Origin of the sequence: Roseibium sp. Sym1 (assembly GCF_027359675.1) — a bacterium.
Taxonomy (GTDB): Bacteria; Pseudomonadota; Alphaproteobacteria; order Rhizobiales; family Stappiaceae; genus Roseibium.
The window spans coordinates 1,919,324-1,933,993 of record NZ_CP114786.1 but is presented as its reverse complement, the minus strand read 5'-3'; the positions used below and the strand labels follow the sequence as shown (position 1 = coordinate 1,933,993).

The 14,670-nt window shown below is 57.1% G+C and carries 13 protein-coding genes; 6 read left to right on the top strand and 7 right to left on the bottom strand.

The window, feature by feature from the left end; genetic code table 11:
• Nucleotides 1–13: 13 nt before the first annotated feature.
• The 6 genes from O6760_RS08815 to O6760_RS08790 all read right to left on the bottom strand — a co-directional run bounded on the left by O6760_RS08815 (nt 14) and on the right by O6760_RS08790 (nt 8,076).
• The gene (locus O6760_RS08815; protein ID WP_152505201.1) at nt 14–2,077 is read right to left on the bottom strand and encodes a hydantoinase B/oxoprolinase family protein; all 2,064 of its coding nucleotides are present in this window, start codon (nt 2,075–2,077) and stop codon (nt 14–16) included.
• Nucleotides 2,078–2,088: 11 nt separating this feature from the next.
• The gene (locus O6760_RS08810) at nt 2,089–2,622 is read right to left on the bottom strand and encodes a hypothetical protein (protein ID WP_152505200.1); all 534 of its coding nucleotides are present in this window, start codon (nt 2,620–2,622) and stop codon (nt 2,089–2,091) included.
• A 15-nt stretch (nt 2,623–2,637) separates the two neighbouring features.
• The gene (locus O6760_RS08805; protein WP_269585039.1) at nt 2,638–4,134 is read right to left on the bottom strand and encodes a hydantoinase/oxoprolinase family protein; all 1,497 of its coding nucleotides are present in this window, start codon (nt 4,132–4,134) and stop codon (nt 2,638–2,640) included.
• Nucleotides 4,135–4,273: 139 nt separating this feature from the next.
• Nucleotides 4,274–5,086 (bottom strand): carboxylating nicotinate-nucleotide diphosphorylase, encoded by an 813-nt coding sequence (gene nadC / locus O6760_RS08800; RefSeq protein WP_173013977.1) that lies wholly within the window; start codon nt 5,084–5,086, stop codon nt 4,274–4,276.
• 205 nt (nt 5,087–5,291) lie between these two features.
• Entirely contained in the window at nt 5,292–6,770 is a 1,479-nt protein-coding gene (locus O6760_RS08795) for an aldehyde dehydrogenase family protein (protein WP_152505197.1), read from the bottom strand.
• Between the two features lie 394 nt (nt 6,771–7,164).
• Complete coding sequence (locus O6760_RS08790; protein WP_152505196.1) at nt 7,165–8,076, bottom strand: LysR substrate-binding domain-containing protein; 912 nt, start codon at nt 8,074–8,076, stop codon at nt 7,165–7,167.
• 75 nt (nt 8,077–8,151) lie between these two features.
• On the opposite strand from O6760_RS08790, the gene pcaD reads away from it, so the two are divergent.
• The 5 genes from pcaD to O6760_RS08765 all read left to right on the top strand — a co-directional run bounded on the left by pcaD (nt 8,152) and on the right by O6760_RS08765 (nt 11,787).
• Complete coding sequence (gene pcaD / locus O6760_RS08785; RefSeq protein ID WP_152505195.1) at nt 8,152–8,934, top strand: 3-oxoadipate enol-lactonase; 783 nt, start codon at nt 8,152–8,154, stop codon at nt 8,932–8,934.
• A complete protein-coding gene (pcaC, locus tag O6760_RS08780) occupies nt 8,931–9,311 on the top strand; it encodes a 4-carboxymuconolactone decarboxylase (RefSeq protein ID WP_152505194.1) in 381 nt (126 codons plus the stop codon). Before pcaD ends, pcaC begins: the two co-directional genes overlap by 4 nt.
• Complete coding sequence (pcaH, locus tag O6760_RS08775; RefSeq protein WP_152505193.1) at nt 9,308–10,051, top strand: protocatechuate 3,4-dioxygenase subunit beta; 744 nt, start codon at nt 9,308–9,310, stop codon at nt 10,049–10,051. The genes pcaC and pcaH overlap by 4 nt, the downstream gene beginning before the upstream one ends.
• Before the next feature lie 2 nt (nt 10,052–10,053).
• Nucleotides 10,054–10,653, top strand: a complete 600-nt coding sequence (gene pcaG, locus O6760_RS08770) for a protocatechuate 3,4-dioxygenase subunit alpha (protein WP_152505192.1) — start codon at nt 10,054–10,056, stop codon at nt 10,651–10,653.
• Nucleotides 10,654–10,728: 75 nt separating this feature from the next.
• Nucleotides 10,729–11,787 carry a 3-carboxy-cis,cis-muconate cycloisomerase gene (locus O6760_RS08765; protein WP_152505191.1) on the top strand — a complete coding sequence of 353 codons (1,059 nt, stop codon included), beginning with the start codon at nt 10,729–10,731 and terminating at the stop codon, nt 11,785–11,787.
• A gap of 175 nt (nt 11,788–11,962) precedes the next feature.
• On the opposite strand, the gene O6760_RS08760 is transcribed toward O6760_RS08765, so the two are convergent.
• Nucleotides 11,963–12,973 (bottom strand): LysR family transcriptional regulator, encoded by a 1,011-nt coding sequence (locus O6760_RS08760; RefSeq protein ID WP_152505190.1) that lies wholly within the window; start codon nt 12,971–12,973, stop codon nt 11,963–11,965.
• A 514-nt stretch (nt 12,974–13,487) separates the two neighbouring features.
• Here O6760_RS08760 and O6760_RS08755 point away from each other — a divergent pair.
• A complete protein-coding gene (locus O6760_RS08755; protein WP_152505189.1) occupies nt 13,488–14,561 on the top strand; it encodes a zinc-dependent alcohol dehydrogenase family protein in 1,074 nt (357 codons plus the stop codon).
• Nucleotides 14,562–14,670: the final 109 nt, after the last annotated feature.

Genomic DNA, 14,670 nt, shown 5'->3' with positions numbered 1-14,670 from the left:
GAATTTGTCCCAGTCACTCTGCCGGCACCTTTACTTCACAATTGCTGAAACCGGCAGCTGCGGCGCGCTCGTTGAGCAGACCTGCCGGGACGGTTTCCAACCAGCAATCGTCGATATCGGCTGCGCTCAGCGATTTGCCGGTCTCTTCTGCACGCCGACGCGCGGCTGCCCAGACACGGCCACGAATAGAAGCGCGCAGAGGGATCGGAAGGGTGAAGATGTTGGTTATCAGGCGCGACCATGCTTCTTCGCTCCAGACAGCTTCATACGCCTCGCGTTCCGGCCCGAAACTGAAAATGGCTGGAGCCTCCCGAGAACCCAGCTCGTTCCTCAGCCGTTCAGTCCCAGCCAGGTCGAGCGCCCCGTCCTCGATAACGACCTTGTATGTTTCCCTGGCCGCCTTCTCGGAGACCAGCCCGTTCCCTACGTCATGTAAAACCTTGGCCGGATCGCGGTCTTGCGGAGACCCGTACCCGCCGCCGCCCGGCGTAAGGACCCGAATAACGTCACCGCAATTCACGTTGAGCGAGTCGATCTTGGCGAGAGGCTGGAAATCCTTTGTTCCAGCTCGCCGGATGAATACGCCGGCCATTTCGCCGCAGCAGCCGCCCAATAAACCCCATGGGCTGAACCGATGCCGCTCCTGCCCGCGAGCGGTTACGAGACAGTCATGCTGGAGAACCTCGAAATCAAAGATGATGCCCAGGCCGCCGCGATATTTGCCCGCGCCGCCTGAATCCGGCCGCAGCGCATAGTTCAGAATACGAACGCCCGAAGTGCTTTCGACCACCTCGAGGGGACTGTTGCGCAAATTTGCGATGTCCACCACATCGCGCGCGTTCAACCCATCGCCATCCTCGTGTGCGCCTGTGCCACCAACCAGCGGCTCCAGCACATTCACCTTCAGGCCGCCTTCGGCCAAATTCGGCTCGGTGAAGACGATCGGCGCGATGTAGCCCGCACCCGCCGCCGGAATGACTTTCGGCAAGGCCTGCGCCAGCGCGCCGCGAATGGCGTCCTGCACCCGCACCCCGGTTGTCGTTCGCAGCCCGACCGCTGCAGGTGCCTGACAGTTCACAACCGACCCGGGTTGAGCAATCACGTTCACCGATCGCATCAGACCTGCGTTGACGGGAATGTCGCGATCGATCGTCAGCAATACGAACATTATCGTATACACCAACCAAGGATGCGCCTTCCCGTCCGAATAGATATTGAAGGCGGTTCTTAACTGGGTATCGCTGCCGGTAAAATCTATTGTGATCTCGTCGCCGGCTACGGTTAACGCGACACAGAATTTGATCGGAATTTCTGAGATGACATCGTCATCCAGATAGTCTGAAAAACGGTACGTACCGTCGGGAATACCTTCAATTACCGCACGGGCTCGCATTTCACTGTAATTCAGCACATCTTCCATCGCGAGCACAACGCCGTCGACGCTGTATTTCTCGAAGCATTCAGTCATCCGGTGCTGGGCGACACGAAGCGCGGTAACCATCGCCTTCAGATCGCCCCAGTTGTCGTTCGGAACCCGGCAATTGCACAGGATCAGGTGCAAGAGTTCTTCGTTCAGCTTGCCTGCCTTGTAGAGATGGGATGGAGGGATCCGGATCCCTTCCTGATAGATCTCGTAACTCGACGGCGAAAGGCTCCCGGCAACACGCCCTCCCACATCGGTCGAATGGACGTAGGCGTAGGCAAAGCAGATCAGCTTTGTGCCAGCATAGATTGGAGCCAAAACGCTGATGTCGGGCAGATGTGAAGACAGGCCGCCGCTCGCGTATGGATCGTTGCAGACGACGATATCGCCCGGTTCGAAACTGCCGATGCTGTCGATCGTCTTCTTGAAGTTCAGATTGGCAAACATCGTGATGCCAATGCTGTGAGGATAACCGAAAATCTCGCCATCGCGGGTTACCAGAGCAACACCTAGATCAGCGGTTTCATTTACAAACGCCGTGTGCCCGGTCCGTTGAAGCGAATATCCCATTTCTTCGGCGATTGATCGGAACCGCTGGACGAAGATATCAAGTTGGGCTGAATCGGTGCGCAGAGAAAACGTTTTTTCTTTCATTGTGTTATCCTCTACGTAGCATGGATGAGAAGGTTGCCGGCGCCATCGCAGCGCGCCGCAAAACCCGGCGTGACAATGGTGGTCGTGTCAGCCTGCTCGATTACGGCAGGTCCTTCGACACGGTCTCCATCGCGTATGTCGTCGCGACTGAAAACGGAAGCGACATGAGGCCGCCCGCTATGAAAGATCGGTCGTTGGCCGGTGGGCTCCAGTTTGGCGGAGTTGGTCCGTTCTCTTGCCGGTGGCAGCATGGGTTTCCGCCTCCGCCCGACGACCTTGACCCGCAATGACACAAGTTCAACCGCCGACCCGGGATCGCTGTTGTGATACAGCGTCTCGTAGGTATCGTGAAAATTCTGCGCCAGCAGCTCTGGCGTCAGGGCGTCCACCTCCAGCGTTGCCGGCAACGTGACGTCGACATCGAAAGATTGGCCGCGATACCGCATGTTTGCAGAACGCAAGACTTCGACACGTTCGATTATCGGGCTTTCCGAAGCGAGGCTGTTGCGTCCCTCCTGCTCTAGCTGGCGATAAACCTCGCGCAAGACCCCGGAATCCAGTTACGCCAGCGGACGCCTCAAACTTCGGATGAAGTTATATTGATAGTCAGCAATAGTCGCTCCCAGAGCGCACATGGTGCCTGGCGATCGCGGCACGAGAATTTGTTTTATGCCGACCTCTTCGGCCAAAAGGCAGGCATGCGTCGGCCCGGCACCGCCAAAAGAGATCAACGTGAAATCGCGTGGATCCAAACCCCGCTTGGTCATCATCGGAAGAATTGCGCTGGTCATCGTGGCGGTAGCCAGACGCAGAATGGCCTCGGACGCAGCTTCGACAGAGCAGTCCAGTCGGCTGGCAATGCGACCCACCGCCGCCAAAGCGTTCTCACGCTTCAATGGCAGGTTCCCCGCAGCGAATTTGTCGGGGTCAATGTAGCCGGCAACCAAGTAAGCGTCGGTGACTGTCGTCTCGGTGCCGCCACGGTCGTAACAGGCTGGCCCCGGATCGGCGCCTGCACTTTGCGGACCCAATTTAAGGATTCCAAACGGATCGAACCATGCGATGGAGCCGCCCCCGGCTCCCACTGCGAAAACATCGACCGTTGGCATGACGATTGGAAAATCGCCGACCGCCGCATCGGTGGAGTAGACCGGCTCCCGGTCTCGAATGATTGAAAAATCGGCGCTGGTGCCGCCGATGTCCAGCGTCACCGCGTCGCAAATGCCGCTCAGCGCCGCGACATAGGCTGCGCCGACCACGCCTGACGCAGGTCCGGACAGCATGGTGTTCACGGGTTTTACCTTGGCGCTGGACGCGCTGAGAATGCCGCCATTCGACTGAGTGATCTGCAAGGCGGTATCGAGCCCCACCCGCTGCGTGTCGATAGACAGGTCATCAACATAGCGGCTCATGATCGGCTGAACGTATGCATTCAGCGAGGCTACACTTGCCCGCTCGTATTCACGGATTTCCGGCCAAAGGTCGGATGAGCACGAAATGTAAAGCTCAGGCCGCACCTCACGTAGCCGATCGGCGATCTTCTTTTCGACCGCCGGGCCTCTGTAAGACCCCAAAAGGCAGATCGCGACACTTTCTATCTCGGCGGGCAGGCTCGAGATCGTCGCCTCTATCGCGTCATCGGCAACCGAGAAGTCCTCGTCATCCCCACGCGCCAGGATCTCAAACACGTCCTGCCGCGCGACTATGGCATCCGGCAGCGCGGCCTTCAGATTAAAGATGTCAGGCTTTCGCAGCCTGGCAATTTCCAGGATATCTCGATTTCCCTGGCTGACGATCAGCGCACCTCGCGCGCCGCGCCGCTCCAGGACCGCGTTCAGCGCGATCGTCTGGCCGTGCACGAAATAGGTGATCGCATCCGCCGGCCGGCCGATCGAAGCCATCAATTCGCTGATGCCGCGTGCCACGGCTTTCGACGGAGAACTCGGCGTGCTTGCGACCTTGTGAGCGTGCGATGCGCTGCCGTCATGAGACAACAGGCTGAGGTCCGTAAAGGTGCCACCGATATCGATTCCGAGCTGGAAACAGTCTTCGCTCACATCGTCCTCCCAAACTCAGGCGAATTACTTATTAAATTACTCAATCACATATTACGTAAATCAAGTCAACTGACGGTCCGGGCGCTGGACGAAAAAAAGCGGCGAATTTTCGCCGCCGCGCGCTTTTTTGTCTGTGAGATCAGAAATCCAGTCCGAAATCGACCGTGCCAGCCGAATGGGTCAACGCTCCCGATGATATGTAATCAACTCCCGTTGCAGCGATCTCTTGCAGCCGGTCGATGCGTACATTGCCGCTCGCTTCGGTCTTCATCCGACCGTCGTCTATCCGGCGCACGGCCTCTGCCATGTCCTGGGTCGACATGTTGTCAAACAGAATGACATCGGCGCCTCCTGCCTCTAACACTTCATCCAATTGCCCAAGCCCGTCGATTTCGATCTCGACAACGACCATATGCCCCGCAGAACGCTTGACCGCTTCCAGAACCGGCCTGATTCCTCCGGCCGCGGCGATGTGATTATCCTTGATCAGGATGGCGTCCGATAATGAGAACCGGTGATTATGGCCTCCACCGTGAAGAACAGCGAGCTTCTCGACAAGCTTCATGCCTGGCGTCGTTTTTCGGGTGCACGTTATTCTGGCTCCGGTCCCTTCGAGAGCCTGCCCGTATGCAGCTGTAAGCGTTGCCGTCCCTGAAAGTCGGCCCGCGAAGTTCAGCGCCACACGCTCGGCAGCGAGGATCGACGACGCCAGTCCCTCGACTTTCAAAAGCGTATCGCCGGCTTTGCAAGCGGAACCGTCCGCAACGACCGTTTCAATCTTCAGGGTGGGATCGATCAGACGAAACGTCAGGGCTGCAACTTGCATACCGGAAACAACCGCGGCCTGCCTGGCTTTCAGTTCGGCCCGATAACGCGTGGTTTCCGGAAGAACGGCACGCGTCGTAACGTCGCCGGCGCCTCCTAGATCCTCCATGATGGCGTTTCGGACCATAGGCTCCAATATGATGTCCGGAACCCTAGCAAAGCTGTTCACTGTGTTTGCTCCTTCTCGGTTGTCACCGCGCACTCGCCGGTCTCACAACGAGGGGCGCCTGCCTGCAGGATCGCGGATGCCCTCGTCGGCTGCTGTCAAATGAATACAATCGACGGCAAACCCATGGAGTGGCGCCGTGCCGGGACGCCACCCGACCGCAAACTTATTGGCCCAGCAAATTGATGTGGATGTTCTTTTCGTGAGTGAAGGAAATCAGCTCTCCGATCCCTTCTTCCCGTCCGATACCGGATTGCTTCACCCCACCGAAGGGAGCCCCCAGGAAATGGCGGCCGACCTCGTTGACCCAGACAAAGCCTGCCTCGACGCGTGCAGCCGTTCGATGCGCGGTAGCGAGATCGCGTGTCCATATTGCGCAGGTCAGGCCAAGCTCGAGCGCATTGACCTCTCTCAGCATTTCGACTTCGTCGCTCCACTTCCGAATAGCCAGTACAGGACCAAATATTTCTTCGCGAGCGATCCTCATGTCCGGTGTCACATCGGCGAAGATCGTCGGCGCGATGAAACAACCCTCGGCCAAAGCGCCATCGGTCACCGCGTGCCCGCCCGTCACCGTACGCGCGCCCTCGTTCACGGCCGACTCGATGAAGCTCAGCACGCGATCGAATTGAGTTCGGCTGACAATAGCTCCCATGGTTGTCGTCGGATCGGTCGGGACGCCCGGCTTGTAACGCTCGACTGCTTTAGCCAGGAGAGAAACGACCTCGTCGTGAATGTCTTCATGAACAAAGGCTCTGCTGGTCGAACCGCATGACTGTCCGCACCAGCCAAAGTTCATTCCGGCAACGATCGCATCGGCGATCTTCTTGGGATCGCTGTCCGGATAGGCGATCAAGGCATTCTTGCCGCCCAATTCCAGCAGGACAGGTTTAACTGTGGCGCTCGCACTGCGCATCACCGCGCGCCCGGCCGGCACCGAACCAATCAGCGTTACCTTGGCCACGCCTGGATGCTCGGCCAAACCCGCACCGGCTTCAACACCGCCAGGCAAAACGCTGAAGGTGCCCTTCGGCAACAACCCTTCAACGATTTCGGCGAGGCGAAGAGCCGAGAGAGGCGCTTGCACCGGCGGCTTGATGATAACGGCATTGCCCGCCGCAAGGGGCGCAGCCATCTTACCGCCGCAGAACATGAAAGGATGATTGAAGGCAAGGATACGTGCGACCACGCCGAGCGGCTGGCGCGATGTCATGTTGACGCGGTCCGGCCCCATCGGAATCGTGTCGCCTTTCATCTCGGTCACGAGGCCTGCAAAAAAGTCCATTTGAGCCGCCGCAATCGCGGCATCCCCGCGCATTTCCGTATAGGGATTCCCGCAATTCGCGGCGTCGATCAGTGCGAGTTCGTCTCCATGCTTACGGAGAAGGGTAGCAATTTCCTTCAGGATCCGTGCCCGCTCCAGGGGCAAAACATCACGCCATTCATGGAACCCTTTGAGCGCTTCCGCCACCGCTCTATCGACATCGGCACGACTCGCGGTGGCGACCATGCCAATCGGCTGGCCGGTTCCCGGATTCAGCGTTTGTTCGTAGCTGCCTTCGACCGGTGGAACCCATGCGCCACCGTAATAAAGATCGGCCTGTTTCGAGAGCTTCAGGTTCGCGTCAAGGTTCAAGGTGTCCATCAGATTTGTCCTCCTGCATGCACACCTGTTATCTTAGAGTTCTAATTACTGTCAATCGGAGAACGCATCCGTCGCCAACCGGAGGCGCCGCAGATGGGACAAATGTTCCATGGCCTTTGCGTCTGGGGCTCGTCTGCCGCTGCCAATCCGATGCCGAACACCGCACCGGCGGTACCGCACCGACCGATCAGCTGGACGCAGCCGATCCTGGCCGAGTTCTGTTTCCAAGGGCCAGGCATGGCGGCGCCATCGCTCCGGGGCATTTGCCGGAAATGTCCGGCGCGCGCCACGAGCAGCACCATGTTCGACCTGAAACTCGGAGAGAAGGACCCCTCGAAATTGGCACCCGATTTGACCAGGGAACGAAATCGCTCCCAAAGTGGCCCGAGACCCCTCAGCCGACCATTTCCTCCGCACGCTTGTGCAACAGCCTCGCCAATAAATCGGCGGGGCTGTCTTCGTTGAAGGTGAACCTGCGCGTAATCCCTACCGAACCAGCCATATAGTCCGACCTGAGTTCGATTGCCGCTAGCGTGCCCCGCCGCAATTCGCGCTCAACGACCCCGCGCGAGATAAACCACAGCATGTCGGATTGTTCGACCAGAGACAGCGCCAAGGGAAGGGCCACCGTCTCGAAGGCCGGAACAAGCCCGCTCAGTCCCTGCGCGACCAGATACTGATCCACGATCTGTCGGATGATCGCTCCGGGGTTCGGGGCTATCAGCGGAAAAGTGGTCAGCGCCTTTGGCGCGGGCATTGCCAGCGCGGGATGATCGGCCCGCGCCACGAGGAGTACCGGCTCGTCATAAAGATGTTCGAAGGTCAGGCCCGGCATGTTCTTGGCTGACGGCATTCGCCCAACCATGAAGTCAATCCCCCCCGATCGCAGCATCTCCAACAAATAGCGGTTAGGCCCGGTGATGATTCCAACCCGCGCATCCCGATGCGTGCGATGATAATCCAGTGCAACCGTTGGAAAAAATCCCCCCGCAACCGTGGGCAACACCCCGACTTTGACCAATCCGACCGGAACTTTTCCCGAAAGATCGCGCACCCCCGCCTCAAGACTCTGTAGCGCGGCCAATGCATGCGCGCGAAAGCCCTCTCCTGCCGGCGTAAGGATTGCGCGCCTTCCGGTCCGTTCGAATAGCGCTGTCCCTAAAATGGTTTCGAGCTCATTGACCGTTTTGGACAATGCGGGCTGCGAGACATTGCGCACCCGCGCAGCAGCTGAAATCGTGCCACTCCGCGCGACCGCTAGAAACGCCTCGATATGGCGCAGTTTCAAACCAGGTGGTATATTCATTTGGTTATATTTTTGGCACGTTTTTGTATTTTTCGAAACCTAAAAATTATGTGAAGGATTGCTCGGGAGGGACCGATGCAAGCACTAACACGCGACTGGGGAATAATGCACACCAATCACCGTTCCGGTGAGGGCAGCCAGCTGGTTTTCGTCAATTCACTCGGTACGGATCTGCGGATGTGGGACGCGGTGGTAGCAGCCCTGCCGACCGACTGGGCCTGTTTGCGCATGGACAAGCGCGGTCACGGCCTGTCCGAAACCGCCCCTCCCGGCTATGGCATTCCGGAACTGGCCAGCGATGTTTTGGCCGCGATGGATCAGGCGGCCATGGATCGCGCAGTCATCGTCGGTTGCTCTGTCGGGGGGCTGATCGCGCAACACATCGCTTTAATGGCTCCAGAACGCGTTGACGGCCTGGTCTTGTCCAACACCGCATCGACGCTGGGTGCCGCCGAGGGCTGGCACACGCGTATCGCGGATGTGCGCGAACACGGCATGGCAGCGATGGCCGAGGGAATTCTGCCACGGTGGTTTGGACCAAAGATGCTCGCGGACAACAAAGCGTTTTTGTGGCACACACTTTTGGCACGCACATGTCAAGAAGGGTACATCGCCACCTGTGCCGCGATTGCCGGCACGGACATTTCTGATCGTCTGGGTGAAATCACACAGCCCACGCTGGTACTCGGCGGCAAGTACGATCTGGCAACCCCACCTGAAGTGATCGAAGCGCTTGCCGTCAACCTTCCATTCGCCTGTTTGGTGATGTTCGGAGACACCGGGCATTTGCCTGCGATTGAAGCGCCTGATGCTTTTACCGAAGCGCTGACGCAGTTTGTAGAAAGGATTAGCGAATGAACAACAGATTCGATCAGGGCATGAAGACCCGGCGCGAGGTTTTGGGCGATGCCCACGTGGATCGTGCCGAGGCAAAGAAGACTGAATTCGACCTGCCGTTTCAAACCCTCATCACCGAGGGGGCTTGGGGTGTAGTGTGGTCCTCGGACAAAATCTCGCGCAGAGAGCGGTCCATGCTGACCATCGCGCTTCTGGCGGCGACAGGCAATTTCGATGAAATTCCGATGCATATCCGGGCCACCGCGCGCACGGGCGCGTCAAAAGACGATGTCGCGGAAGCGCTGCAGCATGTGGCTATCTATGCGGGAGTTCCAAAAGCAAACCATGCCCTGAAACTTGCCAAGGAAACCTTTGCTGAAATGGAGGAGAGAGAATGACTGGCCTATCGAACCGGGATCAAGGACCACTAATCCCGCGCAATCGTGCAATCCATCCCAACCCTTACGATGTCGGTTACAAAACGAGCGTAACACGCTCGCCCAACCTGCCGCTTCTGTCGATGGAAAGTTCCCCGTCGGAAGAGACGGGCCCGACCTTCGGTCACAGCAAGCTCGGTCCGTTGGACAACAATCTGGTTCTAAACTGGACCAAGGGCGCAGCTCCGGCTGTGGGGGAACGTATTCTGATGCATGGTCGCGTGCTGGACGAGATGGGCCGACCCGTACGCAATACGCTAATCGAGATTTGGCAGGCCAACGCGGGCGGGCGTTACCGCCACAAGAAAGACACTTACTTTGCTCCGCTCGATCCAAATTTCGGTGGCTGCGGCCGGACCATCACAGACGAAAACGGCTATTACGAATTCCTCACTGTGCGTCCAGGAGCTTACCCTTGGCCGAACGGCGGCAATGACTGGCGTCCGATGCATATCCACATATCTATTTATGGCAACAGCTTCGGCCAACGCCTGATCACCCAGATGTATTTCGAGGGCGATCCGCTCATCAATCATTGTCCGATTGCCGCTACGATCAAGGATCGCAGTCAGCTTGACCGTCTCGTCGCACCGCTCGACTTCTCGAAATCCCGGCCGCTCGATTTCCTCGCCTATAAATTTGACATCGTGTTGCGCGGTCGCCGCCAAACCATGTTTGAGAATAAACTGGAGGGCATGTGATAATGGTACAGAAACTCGACAACTTGATCGAAACTCCGTCCCAAACGGCTGGACCTTATGTTCATATCGGCTTGATGCCGACCTATGCGGGCAATGCCGGCTATTATCACGAAGAGATCGGCACCACCCCCATACAGGGCGACGTGAAGGGCGATATCATTGAGATCGTAGGCTCGGTCTACGACGGCACGGGTTGGGCAATGCGGGACGCACTGATCGAAAGCTGGCAGTGTGACGCGGGAGGTATTTTCCCGGGCACCGAAGGAGCCGATCCCGCCTTTACCGGCCATTGTCGTTTTGCCGCGGATGCGGACTCTGGTGAGTTCACGCTGCGCACGGTCAAACCCGGCCGTTACAAAGGCCGTGGCGGTGTCGAAAGTGCGCCGCATATCTCTCTTTGGGTGGTGTCCCGCGGGATCAACATCGGCCTCAACACTCGGCTTTACTTCGAGGATGAGGACAATTCGAAAGACCCGCTGCTAAACCGGATAGAACAGCGCCATCGCGTGGAAACGCTCGTCGCAAAGAAAACCGGCGAGGGCAAATACCGCTTCGACATTCGTCTCCAGGGCGAGGGAGAAACCGTCTTTCTCGATATCTAGAGCATCGTGCGATATTTCCGGTTTGTTTTGCCAAGGGGGCGGCATGGGTCGCCCCTTTAATTCAGGGCCTTTTTTGTGAGCTTATCTGTTTTCGACCACCCTTGGCTCTCCGGTCTTTTTGGCGATGCGGAGATGGCCAGGATATTGTCGCCGGAACGCCAGATTAGACATATGCTGGCCTTCGAGGCAGCGTGGTCGCGCGCTTGCGCAAAGGTCGGGTTGTTTGATGCGGATACGGCCGAGACAGCGGCGGAGGCAATCGAAACAGCGGAAATTGACCTGGACGACATTGCCAGGGGCATGAGTCAAGACGGGGTTCCGGTTCCGCGGCTTGTAGATCAGTTGAAAGCCGTTTCCCCGGATAACGTGGTGCACAAGGGTGCAACCTCACAAGATGTGATGGACACCGCGCTGGCACTGACGTTGCGCGAAGCATCCGACCTATTATCTCAGCGCCTGGTAGCGCTTTATCGCAGTTTCGAGGACGTAGAGAAACGTTTTGGCGATGAGCCTCTTATGGGACGTACCAGGATGCAGTCGGCCACCAAGATCAAGGTACGCGATCGGGTTCAAACGTGGAGATTGCCGTTGAACGACCACTTGGCGCGGCTGTCCGAATTGCGGCCCCGCGTGGAAAAGGTTCAGATCGGAGGCGCTTCCGGCGATCGGAAAGCACTGGGTCAAAAAGCCGATAGAGTAGTTGTGGAGATTGCCGCCGCACTCAGGCTAGCCCCGACTGATAAAGCATGGCACGCGACACGCGACGGAGTGGCGGAATATGCAGGCTACCTGTCGCTTGTCTCCGGTACGCTCGGTAAATTCGGCCAGGACGTGGCATTGATGAAGCAGCAGGGCATCGAAGAAATAACGCTGTCTGGAGGAGGAGGCTCCTCGGCAATGCCGCATAAGAAAAACCCTATCGGCGCAGAGTTGCTGGTGACGTTGGCTCAGTTCAACGCTGTGCAGGTCTCAGCCATGCACCATTCGGTGGTGCATGAGCAGGAACGATCGGGCAAGGCCTGGACGCTTGAGTGGATGGTGTTGCCGCAGATGCTGATGGCAACCGCAAGGGCCATTGCTGTTGCCCATACCATCTGCAAAAGTATTGAGCATATTGGATCCATGCAAAGCTAAGTTGAGTTTCCGAGGTTTTCTCGATTGAATGAGACGTTTACGGCTCAGCCAGCATCGGGACTGTCAGACAAGTTGATCTGAGATCCCTTTTCCTCCGCATTAGCGCGGAGTCCTTTGGTCGATGCGCTGAGACCGAAGTCTGGAGCGCTGGAAGCCGGCGTTTTTCCGACTTCGATCACGATGACGGGCTGGTTGCCTCAGCGGGATTTTGCAACGCGGCGCTCGAGTTCCTGGCAAACGCAGCTCTGATCCGCTCCATCAATTGTTTTTGCGCTTCAGTGAATACGGCCTGGCTGTTGTAAACGAGATAGAGTGGCATTGATAAACTGATTTCGGGAGTTTTCACGAAACGCAGCCCGTATTGGTTCATGTCAGGCGGGAGCGCGCTCTCGAAAACGAAACCCACTCCTACGTCAGCTCGGATAGCCTTCAGAATCGGTTCCGGATGACCGAATGCCATTACGCTATTCGTTCTGAACAATCCCACTGTCCGAAGCGCTTCATCGATTAGTTCTCGGGCAATCTGACCTCGGGGAGGTGTTACGAGAGGTAAGGACGAAAGCTCTTGAAGCCCGGCCACGTCTTGGACCAGGTCGCTTTCGATAGCCGCGACCAGGTAGAGAGGCTCTCTCCAAAGCAATTCAATTTCAAGCTTGGACGTGTCCTTGTTTGGGTTGATCAGCGTCACCCCAAAATCGCATTCGCCGTTCAAGACCGCCTCAGTCGCCAAATAGGGTGTCAGGACCGACACAGAAACCTTGTGCGATGGGTTTGATCTATGATTTTCGAGTATTATATCCGGTAGCTTATAAGTCCCCACGACCATCGACGCTGCGATCTTCGTTCTCTCCAGACCGCCATTGTTGATGTCCACAAGGTCGAGAAACATCTCAGAACTGCGATGCAAGATCTCGGATGCCCAAGTATATATCCGTTTTCCGGCATGGGTCAGCTCTATGTTACGACCGACTTTCTGCACCAACTGAGCGCCAACACTTTCCTCCAGACCGCGCAGATGCGCCGTCACCGCAGGTTGAGCAATATTAAGTTGCTCCGCTGCGCGCGTTACACTGTTGAGTTGAGCGACCTTGCAGAAAACATTGAGTTTGTGGAGTGTCAAATTCCTTGAACGCAGAAAGCTGTTTGGCAGCTGCAAATCTACGTTTTGCAAAAGCGACTTAGACATACCTGCTCTTCCCCTCAACCTGCACGCTATCGAAATCGACGCTTCGAAAACGCTTTATCTGAAAGCAGGCCGACGCCGGACAACAGCTTATTCTTATCACTCAATACATAACCTGAACAATATAAATCATCGCCAAATTCATATTGGACAATCATCGTCGCAGTACACCACGATTTCGCAGATCAAGGCGCGCCGCCAGGCACGTCATATCGAGAAAAAAAGCAAAGAGATCCGCTTTTCGGCTCAGGCGACTGACTTTGAGCCTTACCAGTTAAAGGGGTTGGACATGGAGGAGAGACCCAAGGTGACCATGCATGGCTTTGGAAGAAAATTCCCGGCAGGCTGAAGCATTTGCGCAGCTGGCGTGACTTCAAGAGCTGTGTGACTGGCTCGCGGAGACCAGGCCGACCGGCCAAATGAATACTCGCTAGAAAATGCAGGAAAACGACGCGCCAAGTGGATGCGCACGTCTGCGGAATTGCCAATTCAAGCATGGCGCAAAGGGGAGAATTACATGCGAGGCGTAACGTTTCCCGGGGATCGCAAGGTTGAAATCATGACATTCGATGATCCGACTCCAGGGCCGGGAGAGGTCGTGATCGAAGTTAAGGCGTCAGGTCTGTGCGGGAGCGATCTGCACGCCTATCGGGCACCGTCAGACGATCAGGCATTTCGTGAGCTGGCCAAGGGAAAACCTTACGAGACCATGCGCGACAACGGGCCAATGATCGGAGGCCATGAACCTTCCGGTGTTGTGGTTGCGGTCGGTCCGGGAGTGAGCGAGCGTGTCGCCCGCATCGGCCAACGCGTCATGATACATCACTATTCCGGCTGTCACATATGCGACCAATGCCGGACGGGATGGCCTCAAATTTGCGAGACCATGGTTCCCGATATCTATGGTTGGACCGCACATGGCGCGCATGCCAAATACATGAAATGCGCAGCTCATACGCTGGTTACGCTCCCGGACAGCCTTTCGTTCGAAGCCGGTGCGGCGATCGCATGCGGCTCAGGCACTTCTTACTCAGCTCTTCGCAAGGTCCAGCCGAATTCGAGCCATACGGTTGCAATATTCGGCCAGGGTCCGGTCGGGTTATCCGGCACCCAGTTCGCTGCCGCAATGGGCGCACGGGTTATCGCACTCGACGTTAACGCAGAACGTCTCGAGATGGCCAATCGCTTCGGCGCCGCCGAAACGATTAACCCTGCGGATACAAATGCGGTCGAGGCGATCAGGGATCTGACACACGGCAAAGGCGCACATTTCTCGATCGAAACATCGGGGGCGCAGCAGGCGATAACCGATGCAATAAAGTGCCTTCGGCTGTGGGGAACCGCTGTGTTTGTCGGACTGGGCAGGCCGGCGTCAGTCGATTTTTCCGCCGACGTGATTTTCAGGCAGATCAATGTGGTCGGGTCTTTCACCTTCTCAACGAACATCATGGAGGAATGCGGAACGTTCTCGGTGGATCGCGGCGTCGACGTCGAGGCAATTTTCTCCAATCGCTGGACGCTCGATCAGGCCGGAAAAGCTTATGAGCTTTTGGACAAACAAGCGTCTGGAAAAGGAGTGATCGTTTTCTAGGGAACCGAATGGATCGAGACGAGAACCAAACCGAATTCGGGAGTTGTATTCGGTCGGTTCTTTGGGGGCAAAGTATCCATCAGCCATGTGCTTAAAATAAAACAGGAGG

Coding starts and splice junctions, on each gene's coding strand:
- O6760_RS08815 (WP_152505201.1), bottom strand. CDS start 2,077: ATGAAAGAAAAAACGTTTTCTCTGCGCACCGATTCAGCCCAACTTGAT.
- nadC (WP_173013977.1), bottom strand. CDS start 5,086: ATGGTCCGAAACGCCATCATGGAGGATCTAGGAGGCGCCGGCGACGTT.
- O6760_RS08795 (WP_152505197.1), bottom strand. CDS start 6,770: ATGGACACCTTGAACCTTGACGCGAACCTGAAGCTCTCGAAACAGGCC.
- O6760_RS08790 (WP_152505196.1), bottom strand. CDS start 8,076: ATGAATATACCACCTGGTTTGAAACTGCGCCATATCGAGGCGTTTCTA.
- pcaD (WP_152505195.1), top strand. CDS start 8,152: ATGCAAGCACTAACACGCGACTGGGGAATAATGCACACCAATCACCGT.
- pcaC (WP_152505194.1), top strand. CDS start 8,931: ATGAACAACAGATTCGATCAGGGCATGAAGACCCGGCGCGAGGTTTTG.
- pcaH (WP_152505193.1), top strand. CDS start 9,308: ATGACTGGCCTATCGAACCGGGATCAAGGACCACTAATCCCGCGCAAT.
- pcaG (WP_152505192.1), top strand. CDS start 10,054: ATGGTACAGAAACTCGACAACTTGATCGAAACTCCGTCCCAAACGGCT.
- O6760_RS08760 (WP_152505190.1), bottom strand. CDS start 12,973: ATGTCTAAGTCGCTTTTGCAAAACGTAGATTTGCAGCTGCCAAACAGC.
- O6760_RS08755 (WP_152505189.1), top strand. CDS start 13,488: ATGCGAGGCGTAACGTTTCCCGGGGATCGCAAGGTTGAAATCATGACA.